Source organism: Streptomyces sp. S465 (assembly GCF_026898115.1).
GTDB lineage: Bacteria > Actinomycetota > Actinomycetes > Streptomycetales > Streptomycetaceae > Streptomyces > Streptomyces luomodiensis.
In genome coordinates, this window is sequence record NZ_CP114036.1 from 2,667,509 (window position 1) to 2,683,068 (window position 15,560).

At 71.2% G+C, this 15,560-nt stretch carries 14 protein-coding genes and 1 riboswitch; of the genes, 2 read left to right on the forward strand and 12 right to left on the reverse strand.

Annotated elements, in window-relative coordinates:
- Window positions 1-25 precede the first annotated feature (25 nt).
- The 6 genes from N6H00_RS11505 to N6H00_RS11530 all read right to left on the reverse strand — a co-directional run bounded on the left by N6H00_RS11505 (window position 26) and on the right by N6H00_RS11530 (window position 6,937).
- Entirely contained in the window at window positions 26-1,168 is a 1,143-nt protein-coding gene (locus N6H00_RS11505) for a glycosyltransferase family 4 protein (protein ID WP_268971524.1), read from the reverse strand.
- A 96-nt stretch (window positions 1,169-1,264) separates the two neighbouring features.
- The gene (locus N6H00_RS11510; RefSeq protein ID WP_443072932.1) at window positions 1,265-2,539 is read right to left on the reverse strand and encodes a hypothetical protein; all 1,275 of its coding nucleotides are present in this window, start codon (window positions 2,537-2,539) and stop codon (window positions 1,265-1,267) included.
- 31 nt (window positions 2,540-2,570) lie between these two features.
- On the reverse strand, window positions 2,571-3,743 hold the full coding sequence (locus N6H00_RS11515) for a C40 family peptidase (protein WP_268971525.1): 1,173 nt from the start codon (window positions 3,741-3,743) through the stop codon (window positions 2,571-2,573).
- A 237-nt stretch (window positions 3,744-3,980) separates the two neighbouring features.
- Complete coding sequence (locus N6H00_RS11520; RefSeq protein WP_268971526.1) at window positions 3,981-5,006, reverse strand: C40 family peptidase; 1,026 nt, start codon at window positions 5,004-5,006, stop codon at window positions 3,981-3,983.
- A 306-nt stretch (window positions 5,007-5,312) separates the two neighbouring features.
- Window positions 5,313-6,674: an NYN domain-containing protein gene (locus tag N6H00_RS11525; RefSeq protein WP_268971527.1), complete on the reverse strand. Its 1,362-nt coding sequence runs from the start codon at window positions 6,672-6,674 to the stop codon at window positions 5,313-5,315.
- 17 nt (window positions 6,675-6,691) lie between these two features.
- Complete coding sequence (locus N6H00_RS11530) at window positions 6,692-6,937, reverse strand: hypothetical protein (protein WP_268971528.1); 246 nt, start codon at window positions 6,935-6,937, stop codon at window positions 6,692-6,694.
- Between the two features lie 153 nt (window positions 6,938-7,090).
- On the opposite strand from N6H00_RS11530, the gene N6H00_RS11535 reads away from it, so the two are divergent.
- Together N6H00_RS11535 and N6H00_RS11540 are read left to right on the forward strand one after the other, a co-directional pair.
- Complete coding sequence (locus N6H00_RS11535; protein WP_268971529.1) at window positions 7,091-7,801, forward strand: rhomboid family intramembrane serine protease; 711 nt, start codon at window positions 7,091-7,093, stop codon at window positions 7,799-7,801.
- Entirely contained in the window at window positions 7,798-8,079 is a 282-nt protein-coding gene (locus N6H00_RS11540) for an Lrp/AsnC ligand binding domain-containing protein (protein WP_268971530.1), read from the forward strand. Before N6H00_RS11535 ends, N6H00_RS11540 begins: the two co-directional genes overlap by 4 nt.
- 51 nt (window positions 8,080-8,130) lie before the next feature.
- Here N6H00_RS11540 and N6H00_RS11545 read toward each other — a convergent pair whose 3' ends face one another.
- From N6H00_RS11545 to ctaE, 6 genes are all read right to left on the reverse strand, one after another.
- Window positions 8,131-9,531, reverse strand: coding sequence for an aminotransferase class V-fold PLP-dependent enzyme (locus N6H00_RS11545; RefSeq protein WP_268971531.1), 1,401 nt, complete (start codon window positions 9,529-9,531; stop codon window positions 8,131-8,133).
- A gap of 200 nt (window positions 9,532-9,731) precedes the next feature.
- Window positions 9,732-9,850: riboswitch (SAM riboswitch) on the reverse strand.
- 114 nt (window positions 9,851-9,964) lie between these two features.
- Window positions 9,965-11,038 carry an anthranilate phosphoribosyltransferase gene (gene trpD, locus N6H00_RS11550; RefSeq protein WP_268971532.1) on the reverse strand — a complete coding sequence of 358 codons (1,074 nt, stop codon included), beginning with the start codon at window positions 11,036-11,038 and terminating at the stop codon, window positions 9,965-9,967.
- Window positions 11,039-11,212: 174 nt separating this feature from the next.
- Window positions 11,213-12,850: a cytochrome bc1 complex cytochrome b subunit gene (qcrB, locus tag N6H00_RS11555; RefSeq protein ID WP_268971533.1), complete on the reverse strand. Its 1,638-nt coding sequence runs from the start codon at window positions 12,848-12,850 to the stop codon at window positions 11,213-11,215.
- The gene (gene qcrA / locus N6H00_RS11560) at window positions 12,847-13,902 is read right to left on the reverse strand and encodes a cytochrome bc1 complex Rieske iron-sulfur subunit (protein ID WP_268971534.1); all 1,056 of its coding nucleotides are present in this window, start codon (window positions 13,900-13,902) and stop codon (window positions 12,847-12,849) included. The genes qcrB and qcrA overlap by 4 nt, the downstream gene beginning before the upstream one ends.
- Entirely contained in the window at window positions 13,899-14,708 is an 810-nt protein-coding gene (gene qcrC, locus N6H00_RS11565; protein WP_268971535.1) for a cytochrome bc1 complex diheme cytochrome c subunit, read from the reverse strand. The genes qcrA and qcrC overlap by 4 nt, the downstream gene beginning before the upstream one ends.
- Window positions 14,709-14,777: 69 nt before the next feature.
- Window positions 14,778-15,398, reverse strand: coding sequence for an aa3-type cytochrome oxidase subunit III (gene ctaE, locus N6H00_RS11570; RefSeq protein ID WP_268971536.1), 621 nt, complete (start codon window positions 15,396-15,398; stop codon window positions 14,778-14,780).
- Between the last annotated feature and the right edge of the window lie 162 nt (window positions 15,399-15,560).

Sequence of the window (15,560 nt, forward strand, 5' to 3'; positions counted from 1 at the left end):
CCAGGTCAGGCCCGAGGCCGCTCCGTCACAGCAGCGACTTCAGGCGGTCGGCGAGCAGATCCCAGCGCCAGCGCTCCTCGACCCAGGCGCGGCCCCGCTCGCCCATGCGGCGGCGCAGCTCGGCGTCCTCCAGGAGCGTCACGATGCGCTCGGCGCTCTGCTCGGCGGAGCCGCCCCGGACCACCCACCCGGTCTCCCCGTCCAGCACCGCGTCCGGCGCTCCGCCCGAGTCCCCGGCGACGACCGGCAGCCCGGTCGCGGACGCCTCCAGATAGACGATGCCCAGGCCCTCGACGTCCAGTCCGCCGCGGCGGGTGCGGCAGGGCATGGCGAAGACGTCGCCCGCGCCGTAGTGGGCGGGCAGCTCCTCCCAGGGGACCGGGCCGGTGAACCGTACGGAATCGGCCACGCCCGTGGTCTCCGCGAGCCGGTGCAGATCCTTCGCGTACGGCCCGCCGCCGACGATCAGCAGCACGGCGTCCGGCACCCGCCGCAGGATCCGCGGCATGGCCCGGATCAGCGTGTCCTGCCCCTTGCGCGGCACCAGCCGGGAGACGCAGACCACCACGGGCCGCTCGGCGAGGCCCAGCCGGGCCCGGATCTCATCGCCGCCCGAGCCGGGGTGGAAGGTCTTCTCGTCCACACCGGGCGGGAGTTGGACCATCCGGGCGGCGGCCCGGGGGTCGAGCGCGGCGGCGATCCGGGAGCGGGTGTACTCACCGAGATAGGTGATGGTGTCCGTGGCGCCGCCGATCCGCCGCAGCAACCCCCGGGCGGCGGGCAGCTGCGCCCAGGCCGCCTCGTGGCCGTGCGTCGTGGCCACCAGCCGCCGCGCCCCCGCCCCGCGCAGCGCGGGGGCCATCAGCCCGAGCGGCGCGGCGGCGCCGAACCACACCGAGGTGCAGCCGTGCTCACGCAGCAGCGCGACCGCGCGGCGGGTGACGCGCGGGGTGGGCAGCAGCATGGTCGTCCGGTCACGGACGACCTGGTACGGCTGCTCGGCGTCGAATCGGGCGGTGGCCTCCGCGCCCTCCTGGCCGCGCTTCCAGGTGGACGCGTAGACGACGATCCGGTCCGGGTCGAGGCGCAGCGCGATGTTGTGCAGGAACGCCTGGATGCCGCCGGGGCGGGGCGGAAAGTCGTTGGTCACGAGCAGCGTCTTGTCCATCGTGGCCGACAGTACCGGGTACGGCACCGCGCTCCCGCCCACGGCCGGCCGCCCCGGGACCTCCCGGACCTGCGGGGGGCAGGCCCGGGTCGGGGTTCAGTCCAGCTTGCTCGCTACGTACTTTCGCCACAGCGCCGTGAAATCCGCCAGGTTCGTCCCCAGCACCTCGTCCAGCGCGGCCTCCACCGCCCCCGCGCGCTCGGGCGCCCGGCCCACCGTGCGGTAGAACTCGACCAGCTTCTTCTCGCCCCACCGGTCCGCGATCAGGCGGCAGGCGAGCCAGCCTTGTTCATAGGCGCGGGAGAGGCTGTCGGAGTCGCTGCCGAAGCGGAAGTCGTCGTCGCGCGGCAGCGTGGCGGGCAGGTGTCCGGCGGCGACGGCCTCGGCGAGTTCCGGGGCGACTTGGCGCGGGGGGCGGCCCGGGGCGCGGTAGCCCACCCAGTCGGCGAAACCCTCGGAGAGCCAGAGCGGGGTGGCGGCGGTGGTGGCGGTGCGGGTGGCGACATGGGCCGTCTCATGGGTGATCACGACGTTCCGGCCGAAGTCGCCGAGGACCTGGTACGCCTCGGGGTTGACGATCACGCGGTCGGCGGGGGCCTCGTCCCCGGACCCGCCGACCTCGCCGGTGGTGACGGCGGCGATCCCCCGGTAACCGTCCGCGGAGGCGCCGAGCAGGGCGGCCATATGACCCAGGGAGGCGGGGACCTCGACCACGACGCGTCCGGCCCACGCATGGGGCCAGACCCGGTCGAGGGCGGGCACCGCCCGGTCCGCGGTGTCGGCGAGCGCGCGCAGCACCCGCCGGTCCTGGCCGACGCCGAGGACGAGGCTGTGGGCGCCGCGGACGACGTCGACCGTGCCCTGGTCCCACAGCTGCTGAAGACCGCGTTTGCCGTCCACCACTCCGTCGTCGTTCGCCACGTACCACCGCCCGCCGCGCTGGGCGAGGGTCAGGTACTGGGCGGAGACCAGCGGCGCGGTGTCGTACCCCTTGAGCCGGTAGCGGAGTTCGACCTGTGCGGCGAGGCGGCGGCCGGTGACCCGCGCGGGCTCGAAACCGCCGGTGCGCACCAGGCGGTAGGTCCAGGAGTCCAGCGGTACGGCGGACATCTGCCGGAACACCCGCCGCTGCTCGGCCCGGTAGCCGGCGGAGCCGCGGTCGACGGTGGCGAGGAACGCCTCCGCGTCCCGGTTCCGGACCGCCGCGGCCCGCTGGTCGAGCATGCGCTGCACGGCCCGGCCGTCGCGCCCCTCGGGGTCGTCGGGCGCGGGGACGGCGCCGCAGCCGCTCAGCGCGGTCACGGAGAGCGCGGCCGCCAGCGGCAGGCACAACAGCGCCCGCCATCCGCCCGATCTCCACCGACCCGCCACGTCTTAGATCGTACGAGCCCGCGCGCCGGCTTCAGACGCGTGTGATGGAAGAGATCGGCAACATGCCGACGGGGTCATAGCGGACCCGTGCCCCGGGGTAAGGGGCGTGGATCACTTGCCCGTTGCCCGCGTACAGGGCGACATGACTGGCGTCGGAGCGGTAGACCACCAGATCGCCGGGGCGGGCCTGGGACAGCGGCACCGGCTGCCCGGCGTGCGCCTGGGCCTGTGAGGTGCGCGGGATGGCCACTCCGGCGCGGGCGTACGCCCATTGGGTCAGCCCGGAGCAGTCGAAGGCGGCCGGGCCGGCCTGGCCCCAGGCGTACGGCAGCCCGAGGGCCGCCCGTGCCGCGTCGACGGCCGCGGCGGCCCGCCCCGAGGACGGCGCGAGATCCGGCCCGCCGGTGAGGCCGCCGGGGAACTCGCCCCAGCCGGAGCCGGATCCGGAGCCGGAGCCGTGCACGGAACCGGGACCGGGACCGTGCACGGAACCGGGGGTGGGGCCCGGCAGCCCGCCGGCGAGGGCGCCGGACCCCCGTTCGCCCGCCCGCGAGGCGCGGCGCGCGTACGTCTCCCACTCCCTGGGCGGCAACTGGTGCACCAGCCGCCGCGCCGTGGCCAACCGGCGCTGGACGGTCCGCTTGTGGCGGGCCACGGCCCGGCGGCTGTGCTCCAGCTTCACCAGCTTGGCGGCGGCCTCCGCCCGTTCCTGCCGCAGCGTCCGCTGCGCGCCCTGGAGCACCCGCAGTTGGGCGGCCTGGCGGCTGGTGATCCGCTCCAGTGTGGCGGCCTTGTCGAGGTACTGGGCCGGGTCCTCGGAGAGGAGCAGGATGAGGCCCGGGTCGATCCCGCCGGAGCGGTACTGATCGCCCGCGAGGGCGCCGAGCGCCATCCGCATCCGGTTGACCCGCCCCTGGCCGCGGGCGACCCGGTCCTGGAGCCGGTCGACCTGGCGGCGCAGGCCCTGGGCGCGCGTCCGAGCCGCGTTGTAGCGCTCGGTGGCCCGCTCCGCCTGGGCGTAGAGGGTGGCGATCCGGTCGCCGGGGGACCGGGACGCGGGACGGCCCGCCGGGTCATGCGGTTCGGCACCGGCCGCCACGGCGGCCAGTGCGGCGGCGGAGGCCACCACGGCGGCCGAGGCGGCGGCCGTGACAGTGGCCCGGCCGGACCCGGGTTTCGCGGCGCGGTGGCGACGGGACGCCATGGGAAGCCGCACTCCTTTCCGCAGTGTCGGGCGAGAACTGCGGGCAGACAGTAGCCGGGGGGCTACGCACGGTCCAACGGCCGTGAGGTGCGGACAAGCTGACGCGCCGCCGACTGACGCAGGTCACCGGCGGGGCGGAGGATCAGCGAGGGTGCTGGAGATTCGCCCGAAAGGATGGCCTTTCAGACGGTTTGAAACCCGGTTCGAGACCCGGTTCGACCCGGTTCCCGGCTCCGGTCAGACCCGGACGCCGAACTGGAACGGCATGTTGTCCATCGACTCGTAGCGCACGTTGGCACCGGGCTTGGGCGCGTGCAGCACCTGGCCGTTGCCCGCGTACAGACCTATGTGGTGCAGGTCGCCGTAGAAGAGCACCAGGTCACCCGGCTTGAGCTCACCGCGGCCGATGCGGGTGCCGGCGTTCGCCTGGTCCTGCGAGATACGCGGCAGCTGCACACCGGCCTGCTGGTACGCCCAGCCGGTGAGGCCGGAGCAGTCGAACGAGGACGGACCGGTGGCGCCCCACACATAGGGGGTGCCGATCTTCGTCTTGGCGGCGGCGAGCGCGGCGGCGGCACGCTGCGAATCGGGCACCTCGCTGCCCAGGTCGACACGGTCGCTGGAGCGGTTGGCGCGCTCCGCGTCCTGGGCCGCGATCTGGGCGCGCTCCTTGGCGGTCAGCGTGTTGAGGAGGTTCCGGGCCTTGGAGAGCTTGCCCTGGATCTCGTCCTTCTTCTTGCCGAGCGCCGTACGGGTGTCCGCCAGGTCCTGGAGCTTGGTGGACGCCTCCTGGCGCTGCTGCTTCAGGGTGCGCTGCTTGTCGGCGATCTTGCGCAGGGACTCGGCCTGCTTGCCGCTCAGCTGGTTGAGGGTGGACGCCTTCTCGAGGTAGGTGTCCGGGTCGGAGGAGAGGAGCAGCTGCACCGAGGGGTCGATACCGCCGGAGCGGTACTGCGCGGTGGCCATCGCGCCCAGGCCGTTGCGCAGCTTGTTCAGCTCCTCCTGACCGCGCGCCACCTTGTCCTGCAGCTCGCCGACCTGCTTCTCCAGCTTCTGCTGCTTCTCCTTGGCGCCGTTGTACTTCTCGGTCGCCTGCTCCGCCTCTTCGTAGAGCTTGTCGACCTGCTCCTTGACGTCCTTCTTGTCCTGCTTCGGAGCGGCCTGGGCGGCCTGGGACGTGAGAGCGACGGCAGCGGCCGCGGTCGCGGTGAGGACGGTTACCCGAGTGCGGCTCGGCTGCTTGGGTCGACGGTGGGACGCCACGAAGGCGAGCTCCTTCTTCCTCCAGCCGCCTACCGGGAGTTGGGGGGTTGTGAAGCCCCGGCTCCGCGACAGGGCGCGGACTCGGCGGTACCTCCGCTGTCACCCCGGATGGGTGATCAACCGCGCGAAGGTTCGAGGCGACCATAGTGACCTCGCCGTGATCCGTTCAAATCCCGACGGCAAAAAAGTTGCTCCGGAAGGGCATCTTTTACAAACAACACACGGGCAGTGACGGCCGATTGACGCTCCGCCGACATCAGAAGTGGTGCGGTTCCGACTTCTGAAGTGATTCGGACGTACCGGGCCTCAGGTACGGGCAAGTCGCTTCAGCAGCAGCGCGGATGCCACGGGGCGCGCTCCGGCGCGCGCCACTCCGTCGGCCACCTCGCGATCGGTGGAGACCACCACCACCGGCCGGCCCGGCGGCTCCGCCCGCACCAGCTGCCGGATCAACTCGTCGGCCGTCACCCCCGGCTTGCTGAACAGCACCCGCACCCCGCGCGGCGGTGCGAGCAGCACCGGCGCGGCCAGCTCCGCCCCGTCGAAGACACAGGTCATCTCCGCGCCCGTCTGGGCCGCGAGCACCGCCAGACCGCCCAGCAGCCGCAGCCGCTGCTTCTCCAACGGCATCGTCGGATAGCCGGTCTTGGTGACGTTGTAGCCGTCCACCACCAGATGCGCCTGCGGCAGCGCGAGCAGCTGGTCCAGCAGCGCCGGATCCATCTCCGACAGCGCCCGGGTCGCTATGTCCTTCGGCGTCATCTTCCCCGGCTCCACGGCGGCCACCGTGTCCGCCGGGCGCGTCGACGCGGGCGGCAGGGCCAGTTCCCGCCGCAGCCCCTGCGCCGCGTCCAGCACCGTGTCCAGCAGCAGCCGCAGCCGCATGTCCTCCACGCTGCGCCCCTCGCGCGCCGCCCGCCGGCTGGCCTCCAGCGCCGACTCCGCCTCCGCGAGCCGGGCCCGCAGCCGCCGCGCCTCGCTGTCCGCGGTCGCCTGGCGCGCCGTCGCCTCCGACCGCACGGACTCCAGCTCCGCCTCGACCTTGCGCAGCGCGGCCGCGCCCCGCTTCACATCGCTCAGCGCGCTGCGCAGCTTGCGCTGGAGCACATCGTTCTCCTTGCGGGCCGCCTCCAGTTCGCCGCGCGCCCGCTCCGTCTCGTGACGGATGGCCGCCTTGGCCTCGGCGAGCTGGTCGCGCAGCCGCTGGAGCTCGCGTGCCGCCTCCTCACCGGCCCGCTCGGCGGAGGCCCGCTGGGCCTCCTCGCCCGCCGCCTCGACCAGCTTGACCCAGCCCGCCGGGCGCAGCACATACGCCACCGCCGCGACGTCCACCGGGTCGGCCGCGGCGGGCGGCGAACCGCTCTCGATCGCCTCGGACAGCTCCGGCTGGGCCTCCCGCAGCCGGCTCGCGATCCGCTGCCGGAACAGGGGGTCGCTCTCCACCGCGGCGGCCATCGCGTTGCCCGCGAACTTGGCGCGCCGGGTCGGGGTGAAACGGGCGTACTGCCGCAGCTGGGTGGGCAGCTCGGTGACCGTCAGCCCGCCGAAGGCATCGGCGACCAGCGCCACCACCCGCCGCCGCACCCCCTCCGGCAGGGGGCGGTCCAGCGCCTCGGTGACGCCCTCGGCATCACCGGCCGCCCCGGGGCCACCGGTCCGCTCCACCACCTGTCATCGCTCCGTTCTCAGTCGCCGGCGCCGCTGCTCGGACGGTCCACGAGTTCGATCTGGTCGACCGCGTTGCACCAGCGACAGCGCACTGACTCAATGGTCTCACTGAGCACCTCGCGCTCCTCGACACTGGGTTCCCCGGCCAGGTCGAGATGCACATACTCCACGGCCCTCGTCGCACGGGTCACATCGAAGCGGGTGAGGTTGCCGCACAGCGTGCAACGCCAGCGGGTCTCGGCGGTCGGCTGGGGAACGGCCATGATTGCGGATCCTCGCTTCTCGGCTGTCGGCGGCGTCCTGTAACCCTACGGCCTGAGCCCTGGCCCGTGCCCGGCCCGTACCGCCGCCGCGTCCCGGCGGGAGCGCGGCGAGGCACTCTGTGGAGGTTGTGCCCGGTACGCCATGATCTGACCATGATCGAGACGTCGGCGGGGCCCGGCCGTCCCTGGGTGACGTACGGCCTGATCGTCAGCTGCTGCCTGCTCTTCGTGCTCGGACCGGCCTCGGGGCTCAACCCCGGCTATGGCTCGGGCGGGGAGCTGGTGGCGGCCCAGTCCGCGTACTTCGAGCGCTGGGGGGTGGTGCCCAGCGCCCTGTGGGGCGGCGCCCCCGATGCGCCGCTCGCCCCGCTGACCGCGCTGTTCGTGCACGGCAACTGGCTGCATCTGCTCGGCAACATGCTGTTTCTGTACGTCTTCGGCGCGATGACCGAGGAGCGCATGGGCCGGTTCCAGTTCGCCGTCTTCTACGTCGCCACCGGCTATCTGGCGCTGCTCGGCTACGCCGCCGCGCACCCCGACTCCACCCAGAGCCTGGTGGGCGCCTCCGGGGCCATCTCCGGGGTGCTCGGCGCCTTTCTGTGGCTGTTTCCCCGGGCCCGGGTGACCAGCCTCTTCCCGTTTCTGTTCTTCCTCCCGCTGCGCTTCCCGGCCTGGGCGGTGCTGATCTTCTGGGTGGCCCTCCAGTGGCTGGCCGCCCGCGAGGCCGACGACCGTCCCGGGGTCGCCTATCTCGCCCATCTCGTGGGCTTCACACTCGGCTTTCTCTTCGCGTGGGCCCGGTTCGGGGGGACGCGTAGAGTGGGCGGCGCAGCCAGGTCCAGCGAGGGAGAAAGCCAGCCGTGATCACATCGATCGTGCTCATCAAGACCAGTGTGGACCGGATCCCGGAGATCGCCGAGAAGATCGCCGCGCTGGACGGTGTGAGCGAGGTCTACTCGGTCACCGGTGCGCACGATCTGATCGCGATGGTGCGGGTGGCCCGCCACGACGACCTCGCGGACATCATCCCGGGCCAGATCAGCAAGGTGCCGGGGGTGGCCTCCACGGAGACGCACATCGCCTTCCGGACGTACTCCCAGCACGACCTGGAGGCCGCGTTCGCCATCGGCCTGGACAGCTAGGCCCAGTCCGGACAGGCCCGGTCCGGACCTCCCCCGGCGCCGCCCAGGGGCTCAGCCGCGGTCCGGGACGCAGCGGCCGTCCTCGGTGCGGTAGCTCCACCGGGCACCGTCGCGTACGAGCTCCCGCACGGCGCGGACGAACCGCTCCACATGTTCGTCCGGGGTGCCCGCCCCGAAGCTGACCCGGATCGCGTTCAGCGCACGCTCCCCCGGCGCGGCCTCGGGCGCACCGCATTCGCCCGGCTCGTCGGGCTCGCTGTCCAGCAGGGTGCGGACCAGCGGATGCGCGCAGAAGAGCCCGTCGCGCACGCCGATGCCGTACTCCGCGGAGAGCGCCGCCGCGAAGTGGGAGCTGTTCCAGCCCTCCACCACGAACGAGAGCACACCGACCCGGGGGGCGTCGTCGCCGAACAGCGACAGCACCCGCACCTCGGGCACCTCGGCCAGCCCCGCCCGCACCTTGGCGATCAGCTGCCGCTCACGGGCCACCAGGCCCTCGAAACCGGCCTCGGTCAGCGCCTTGCACGCGGAGGCGATCGCGTAGACGCCGATGACGTTCGGCGAGCCGGCCTCGTGCCGGGCGGCCGTGGTGTGCCACTCGACGTCGATCCCCCCGTCGTCCCGGCGCGCCACCTTACGGCTGGCGCCACCGCCCGCCAGATACGGCTGGGCCTCCCGCAGCCAGTCGGCCCGCCCGGCCAGCACACCGGCCCCGAAGGGCGCGTACAGCTTGTGCCCGGAGAAGGCCACCCAGTCCACGTCCGCCGCCGCGATGTCCACCGGGTGGTGCGGGGCCAGCTGCGCGGCGTCCAGCACGATACGGGCGCCGTGGGCGTGCGCCGCGGCGGCCAGCTCCCGCACCGGCCACAGCTCACCGGTCACATTGGACGCGCCGGTCACGCAGACCAGCGCCGGGCCCTCGGCGGCCCGCCCGGCGAGCGCCGTCTCCAGCGTCTCCACCGCCTGCCGCGGGGAGCGCGGGGCGCTGAGGTAGTGGACGGCGATGTCCGCCCGCTGCCGCCAGGGCAGCAGCGAGGCGTGGTGTTCGGTCTCGAAGACGAAGACCTGGGTGCCGCGCGGCGCCACGGCGGCCAGGAGGTTGAGCGAATCGGTGGTGGAGCGGGTGAAGACGACCTGGTCGTCCGCGCGGCAGCCGAGGAAGGCGGCGACGTCCTTACGGCTGTTCTCGAAGAGGTCGGTGGACAGCTGCGAGAGGTAGCCCGCCCCGCGGTGCACGCTGCCGTAGTAGGGCGCGTAGGCGGCGATGTCGTCCCAGACCCGCCGCAGGGCGGGCGCGCTGGCGGCGTAGTCGAGCGCCGCGTAGGTCACCTCGCCGCCGGTGACCAGGGGCACCAGGACATCGCTGCCGAGCACGGGCAGCGGCTCACAGGCGGCGGAGGAGGAAGCGGCGCAGGAGTCGGCGGAGGCGAGGGCGGAAGGGCGCGTGGACATGACGAGGTCTCCCGGAAGGGTCGAAGGCGTGACGCGCCACGGGAACGGCGGCGGTGAACCAGCCGTCGGGGCGCGGAAAGGTCGCTCGACGCACGGCACCACCGCGCGGAGCGGACAAAAGAGAAACGGGCCGCTCGGCCCTAGCGCATTCGCTGCATCACGGAAAAGCTCCCTCGACCACCAGGACCCCTAGTGCGAGGGGTCCGCGCTTGCCACCGGCCTTGTTGCCAGGCGGCCTGGTCATCACCCGGGGCACCCCGCCACGGACGGAGGGTTGCCGGACAGCGGGCCGGGGCCGTAGTCGCTGTCGCTCGTGACCTGGGCAGGAGTATGCCATGCCGAACGCCGACGCCCATGTTCTGTCCGCATCCCGGACAGAACATGGGCGTCGTCAACCGAACACGGGCGGCGTAAGGAGGCCGCCGGGGTCCGCTCAGGCGTTGGTGGCCCGCACCCACCGCTCCAGGGCGTCGCGCGCCGCGCCCGAGTCGATCGACTCGGCGGCTTGCTCGACCCCCGCCGCGATCCGCTCCGTCAGGGGCTTGTCCCCCGGCTCCGGTTCGAGCGCCACGAGCGCCGCCGCCGAGTTCAGCAGCACCGCGTCCCGGACCGCGCCCCGCTCGCCCGCCAGCAGCCGGCGGGCCACATCCGCGTTGTACGAGGCGTCGGCGCCGCGCAGGGCCTCCACGGGAGCCAGCCCGATGCCCACGTGCCGGGGGTCGAAGGTCTCCTGGCGCACGGCGCCGTCCCGGACCTCCCACACCTGGGAGGTCGAGGTCACGGTCAGCTCGTCCAGTCCGTCGTCGCCCCGGACGACCAGCGCGGAGGAGCCGCGCTCGGCCAGCACCCCGGCCATGATGGGCGCCATCCGGGCATCGGCCACCCCGGTCGCCTGGCATGTGACCCGTGCCGGGTTGGTCAGCGGGCCGAGGAAGTTGAACGGGGTGGCGACGCCGAGCTCGCGCCGGGCCGCCGCGACATGCCGCAGCGACGGGTGGAACTTCACCGCGAAGCAGAAGGTGATGCCCGCCTCCTCCGCGATCTCGACCACCCGCTCCGGGCTGATGTCCAGATTGACGCCGAGCTTCTCCAGGACGTCGGAGGCACCGCTGGCGGAGGACGCGGCGCGGTTGCCGTGCTTGACCACCCGTGCGCCGGTGCCGGCCACGACCAGCGCGGACATGGTCGAGATGTTGACGGTCTTGGCGCGGTCGCCACCGGTGCCGACGATGTCCACGGTCGCCCCGGGCACCTCGATCACCTTGGCGTGCTCGTACATGGCCCGCACCAGACCGGTCATCTCGGAGACCGTCTCGCCCTTCGCCCGCAGCGCGACCGCGAAACCGGCGATCTGGACGTCGGTGGCCTCGCCCCGCATGATCTGGTCCATGGCCCAGGCGGTGTCGTCCGCGCCGAGGTCCTGGCCGACCAGCAGCGAGCTCAGTACGTCCGGCCAGGTGCGGGCCGTCGCGGTGCTGTCGCCTCCGGCGGGGGTCACAACGTCCATGGTCCGCTCCTGGATCCGTGGGGGTGGGCAGGGACAAAGGGGTCCGCGACATCAGCGGCCCGCCGCAAGCCTATCGGCAGTACGACCGGGGCCCCGGTCCGGACCGTGCGGTCCGGGCCGGGGCCCTGGTCTGTGGCGTCGCTCGAGTGGAGAAACCGGTGGGTGGGAGTGAGATCAGTGGTGGCCGTGGCCGCTGGTGATCTCGTGGTACTCCTCGCGGGTCGGCTTCGGAATGATGTTGTCCCCGCCGTAGTAGCCCTTGGAGAGCTTGGAACGGAGCTTCTGGGAACGCTTTATCTTCCGCTTGACCCCGTTCTCGTCGACCTCGGGGCCGATCTCGTAGGGCTCGGGCTGATCGTGCTGGGTCAGCGCGAACAGCTGGTCCTGCGAGAGCGGCTCGTGGACCTCGATGAACTCACCGTGCGGGAGCCGCTTGATGATGCCGGTCTCACGGCCGTGCAGCACCTTGTCGCGGTCGCGCCGCTGGAGGCCGAGGCAGATCCGCTTGGTCGCGATGAACGCCAGGACCGGGCCGACGAAGAAGCCGATCCGCACGAACCACGTGATCGAGTTGATCGACAGGTGGAAGTGGGTGGCCCACAGGTCGTTACCGCCACCGATCAGCATCACGAAGTACGCGGTCAGCCATGCGACACCGAAGGCCGTACGGGTCGGGGCGTTGCGCGGGCGGTCCAGGATGTGGTGCTCGCGCTTGTCACCGGTGATCCAGGACTCGACGAACGGGTAGAGCCCGATCGCGAAGAGGACCAGCGGGAAGAGCACGATCGGGATGAACACGCCCAGGACGAGCGTGTGACCCCAGGCGGTGATCTCCCAGCCGGGCATCACACGGACCAGACCCTCGGCGAAGCCCATGTACCAGTCGGGCTGGGCGCCGGTGGACACCTGGTCGGGCCGGTAGGGACCGATGGTCCAGACCGGGTTGATGGTCGCGATCGCGGAGACGACCGCGATCACACCGAAGACCAGGAAGAAGAAGCCGCCCGCCTTGGCCATGTAGACCGGCAGCAGGGGCATGCCCACGACGTTCTTCTCGGTCTTTCCGGCCCCTGGGTACTGCGTGTGCTTGTGGTAGAAGACCAGGATCAGGTGCGCCACCAGCAGACCGAGCATGATGCCCGGCAGCAGCAGGACGTGGACCGGGTAGAGCCTCGGGATGAGGTCCATCCCCGGGAACTCGCCGCCGAAGACGAACATCGAGATGTAGGTGCCGACCACCGGGATCGACAGGAAGACACCCTCGATGAACCGCAGACCGGTGCCGGAGAGCAGGTCGTCGGGGAGCGAGTAGCCGGTGAAGCCGGTCAGCATGCCGAGGAAGAACAGCAGGAAGCCGAACAGCCAGTTGATCTCACGCGGCTTGCGGAACGCACCGGTGAAGAACACGCGCATCATGTGCGTGAACATGCCGCAGAGGAAGACCAGCGCGGCCCAGTGGTGGATCTGCCGGATCAGCAGACCGCCGCGCACCTCGAAGCTGATGTCGAGCGTCGAGGCGAACGCCTCGGACATCTTGACACCCTGCATCGGGACGTACGGCCCGTGGTACGTGACCTCTTCCATGCTGGGGTGGAAGAACAGCGTCAGATACACACCCGTGAGGATGATGATGATGAAGCTGTAGAGGCAGACCTCGCCCAGCATGAAGGACCAGTGGTCCGGGAAGATCTTGCGCATGTTGGCCTTGGCCAGGCTGTAGATGCCCAGCCGGCCATCGGCCCAGTCGGCGACGCGCTCGCCCGCGGGCGCTTTGCCGCGGCGCTGCGCGCCGCTGTCGCTTGCAGTGCTCATCCGCGCTCCCAGTAAGCAGGACCGACGGGCTCCGAGAAGTCGCCCATGGCTTCGAGGTACCCCTGGTCGTTGGCCCTGATCCGCAGCTGCGGCAGCGCGTGACCGGCCGGACCGAAGATCACTCGGCCACCGTCGGAGAGGTCGAAGGTCGACTGGTGGCAGGGGCACAGGACGTGGTGCGTCTGCTGCTCATAGAGGTTGATCGGGCAGCCGACGTGGGTGCAGATCTTGGAGAACGCCACGATGCCCTCGTGCGACCAGTCCAGCTCGCGCTTGTCCTTGATGTTCTCCGGCTGGAGCCGGACCAGCATCAGGGCGGCCTTGGCGATCTGGGTCTGGAAGTCGTGGTCCTCCTCGCTCATGCCCTCGGGCATGGCGAAGGTGAGCGAACCGACGGCGATGTCCTCGGGGCGCAGCGGCTGCATGGTGTTGTAGTTCATCAGCCGCTTGCCCTTGGCCCACTTGGTGTGCCGCAGCTTGGTGCCCGGCATCGGGCCGAGGTCGCGCAGCAGCACGACGCCGGAGAGCGGCACCAGCGCGAGCGCGCCGAAGAGGGTGTTGCGGGCGAGCTTGCGCCGGCCGAAGCCGGACTCCTTCGCGCCCTGGCGGAAGTCCTCGAGGACCTTCGACTTCACCTCGGGGCTGGCCTCGATGGCGTGCCGCTCGTCGGCGATCTCCTCGTCGGACATCAGGGTGCGGGCCCAGTGGACCGCGCCCGCGCCGATGCCGAACAGCGCGATGCCGAGCGTCACCCCGAGCGCGAAGTTGAGCGCGCTGATGTGCCCGATCGGGAAGACGTAGATGTACTTGTCGACCGGGATCGCCACGTACGCGGCGATGAAGGCGATCGTGGCCAGCATCGAGACCGTGAAGAGCAGGGCGACGGTGCGCTCGGAGCGCTGTGCGGCCCGCTCGTCGATGTCCTGCTTACGGTGCTCGTGCGGCGGCAGCCCCGGGTCGGCGAAGGGGTCGTCGGCCGGCCTTACGGCGCTGGCGGCCCCCCGCCCTTCCGGCAGCTTGTCTTCTGCTTCTGAAATCTCGTGGCTACTCATGACTTCTTGGCCTTTGCGGTCCGGGCGGCGACCCAGATGGTGAGGACGATCATCGCGCCCATGCCGAAGACCCAGCCGAACAGGCCCTCGCTCACCGGGCCGAGCCCGCCGAGCTCGAGGCCACCGGGGGTCTTGCTCTTGTCGCTGTTGACCGTGTCGAGGTAGGCGATGATGTCCTGCTTGTTCTTCTCCGGCATCACGGTGTCGGGGAAGGAGGGCATGTTCTGCGGGCCGGTCTGCATGGCCTCGTAGAGATGCTTGGGGCTGACCCCTTCGAGGGACGGCGCGAACTTGCCGTTGGTCAGGGCGCCGCCCTTACCGCCGAAGTTGTGGCACTGCGCGCAGTTCGTCCGGAAGAGCTCCCCGCCCTTCGCGACGTCCGCGCCATCGGTGCTGTACTGGTCCTTGGTGGGCGTCACCGGACCGGCACCGAGCGAGGCGATGTACGCGGCGAGCTGCTCGATCTCGGCGTCCGAGTAGATCTTCTTCTTCTTCGGCACCTGGGCGCCCGGCTGCTGCGCGGGCATACGGCCGGTGCCGACCTGGAAGTCCACGGCGGCGGAGCCGACGCCGACCAGGCTCGGGCCGTCAGAGGTCCCCTGACCGCCCGTGCCATGGCAGCTGGCGCAGCCGACGGCGTAGAGCTTCTTGCCCTCCTCGATGGCGAGGGACTGGGCGGAGCTGTCGTCGGCCTTCGCCTTACTCGGCGAAAACGCTGCGTACAGCCCTCCAGTGACCGCCAGCGCGAAGAGTAGGACGACGAGCGCAGCCAGCGGATGGCGCCGTCGTGCGGAGAGCTTTTTCACGGATTACCCCGGTGTCAGGATCTTCTGCGTCGATGCTGTTAAGGACGTTATTCCGGTGCGGTGACCGGCTTACTTGATCATGTAGATCGTGGCGAAGAGGCCGATCCAGACGACATCGACGAAGTGCCAGTAGTAGGACACGACGATGGCCGCCGTCGCCTGCTGGTGGGTGAACCTCTTGGCCGCGTACGTCCTGCCCAGGACCAGCAGGAAGGCGATCAGGCCGCCCGTCACATGCAGTCCGTGGAAGCCGGTGGTCAGGTAGAACACCGAACCGTACGGGTCGGACGAGAGCGAAAGCCCGTCGTTCTTGACCAGCTCGGTGTATTCGAAGATCTGACCGCCGATGAAGATCGCGCCCATGATGAAGGTGATCACGAACCAGGTCCGCAGCTTCTTCACGTCGCCGCGCTCGGCGGCGAAGACGCCGAGCTGGCAGGTGAGAGAGGAGAGCACCAGGATCGTGGTGTTCGTCGCGGAGAACGGGAAGTTCAGCGCGGACGCCATTTCCTTCCAGTGCTCGGCTCCGGTCACCGATCGCAGGGTGAAGTACATCGCGAAGAGGGCCGCGAAGAACATCAGCTCGGAACTCAGCCAGATGATGGTTCCGACGCTGGTGAGGTTCGGCCGGTTGACCGACGGGTGCGCGTGCCCGGTTTCTACTGCTGTTGCTGTCGCCACGACCGACATTATGTCGGTCGCTTATCCAGCCCTCACTCCCGGGGGTCCCGTTCGGAGTGTCAAGGGCCGCGTCAAGGGCATCGACCCTGCTCGTCGGGGCTGTTCGGGACGGTCCCCCGAAGGGAGGAGAGATCCGTACGCCCCCTCCTCCGGACGGCTGTACGGGAGTAG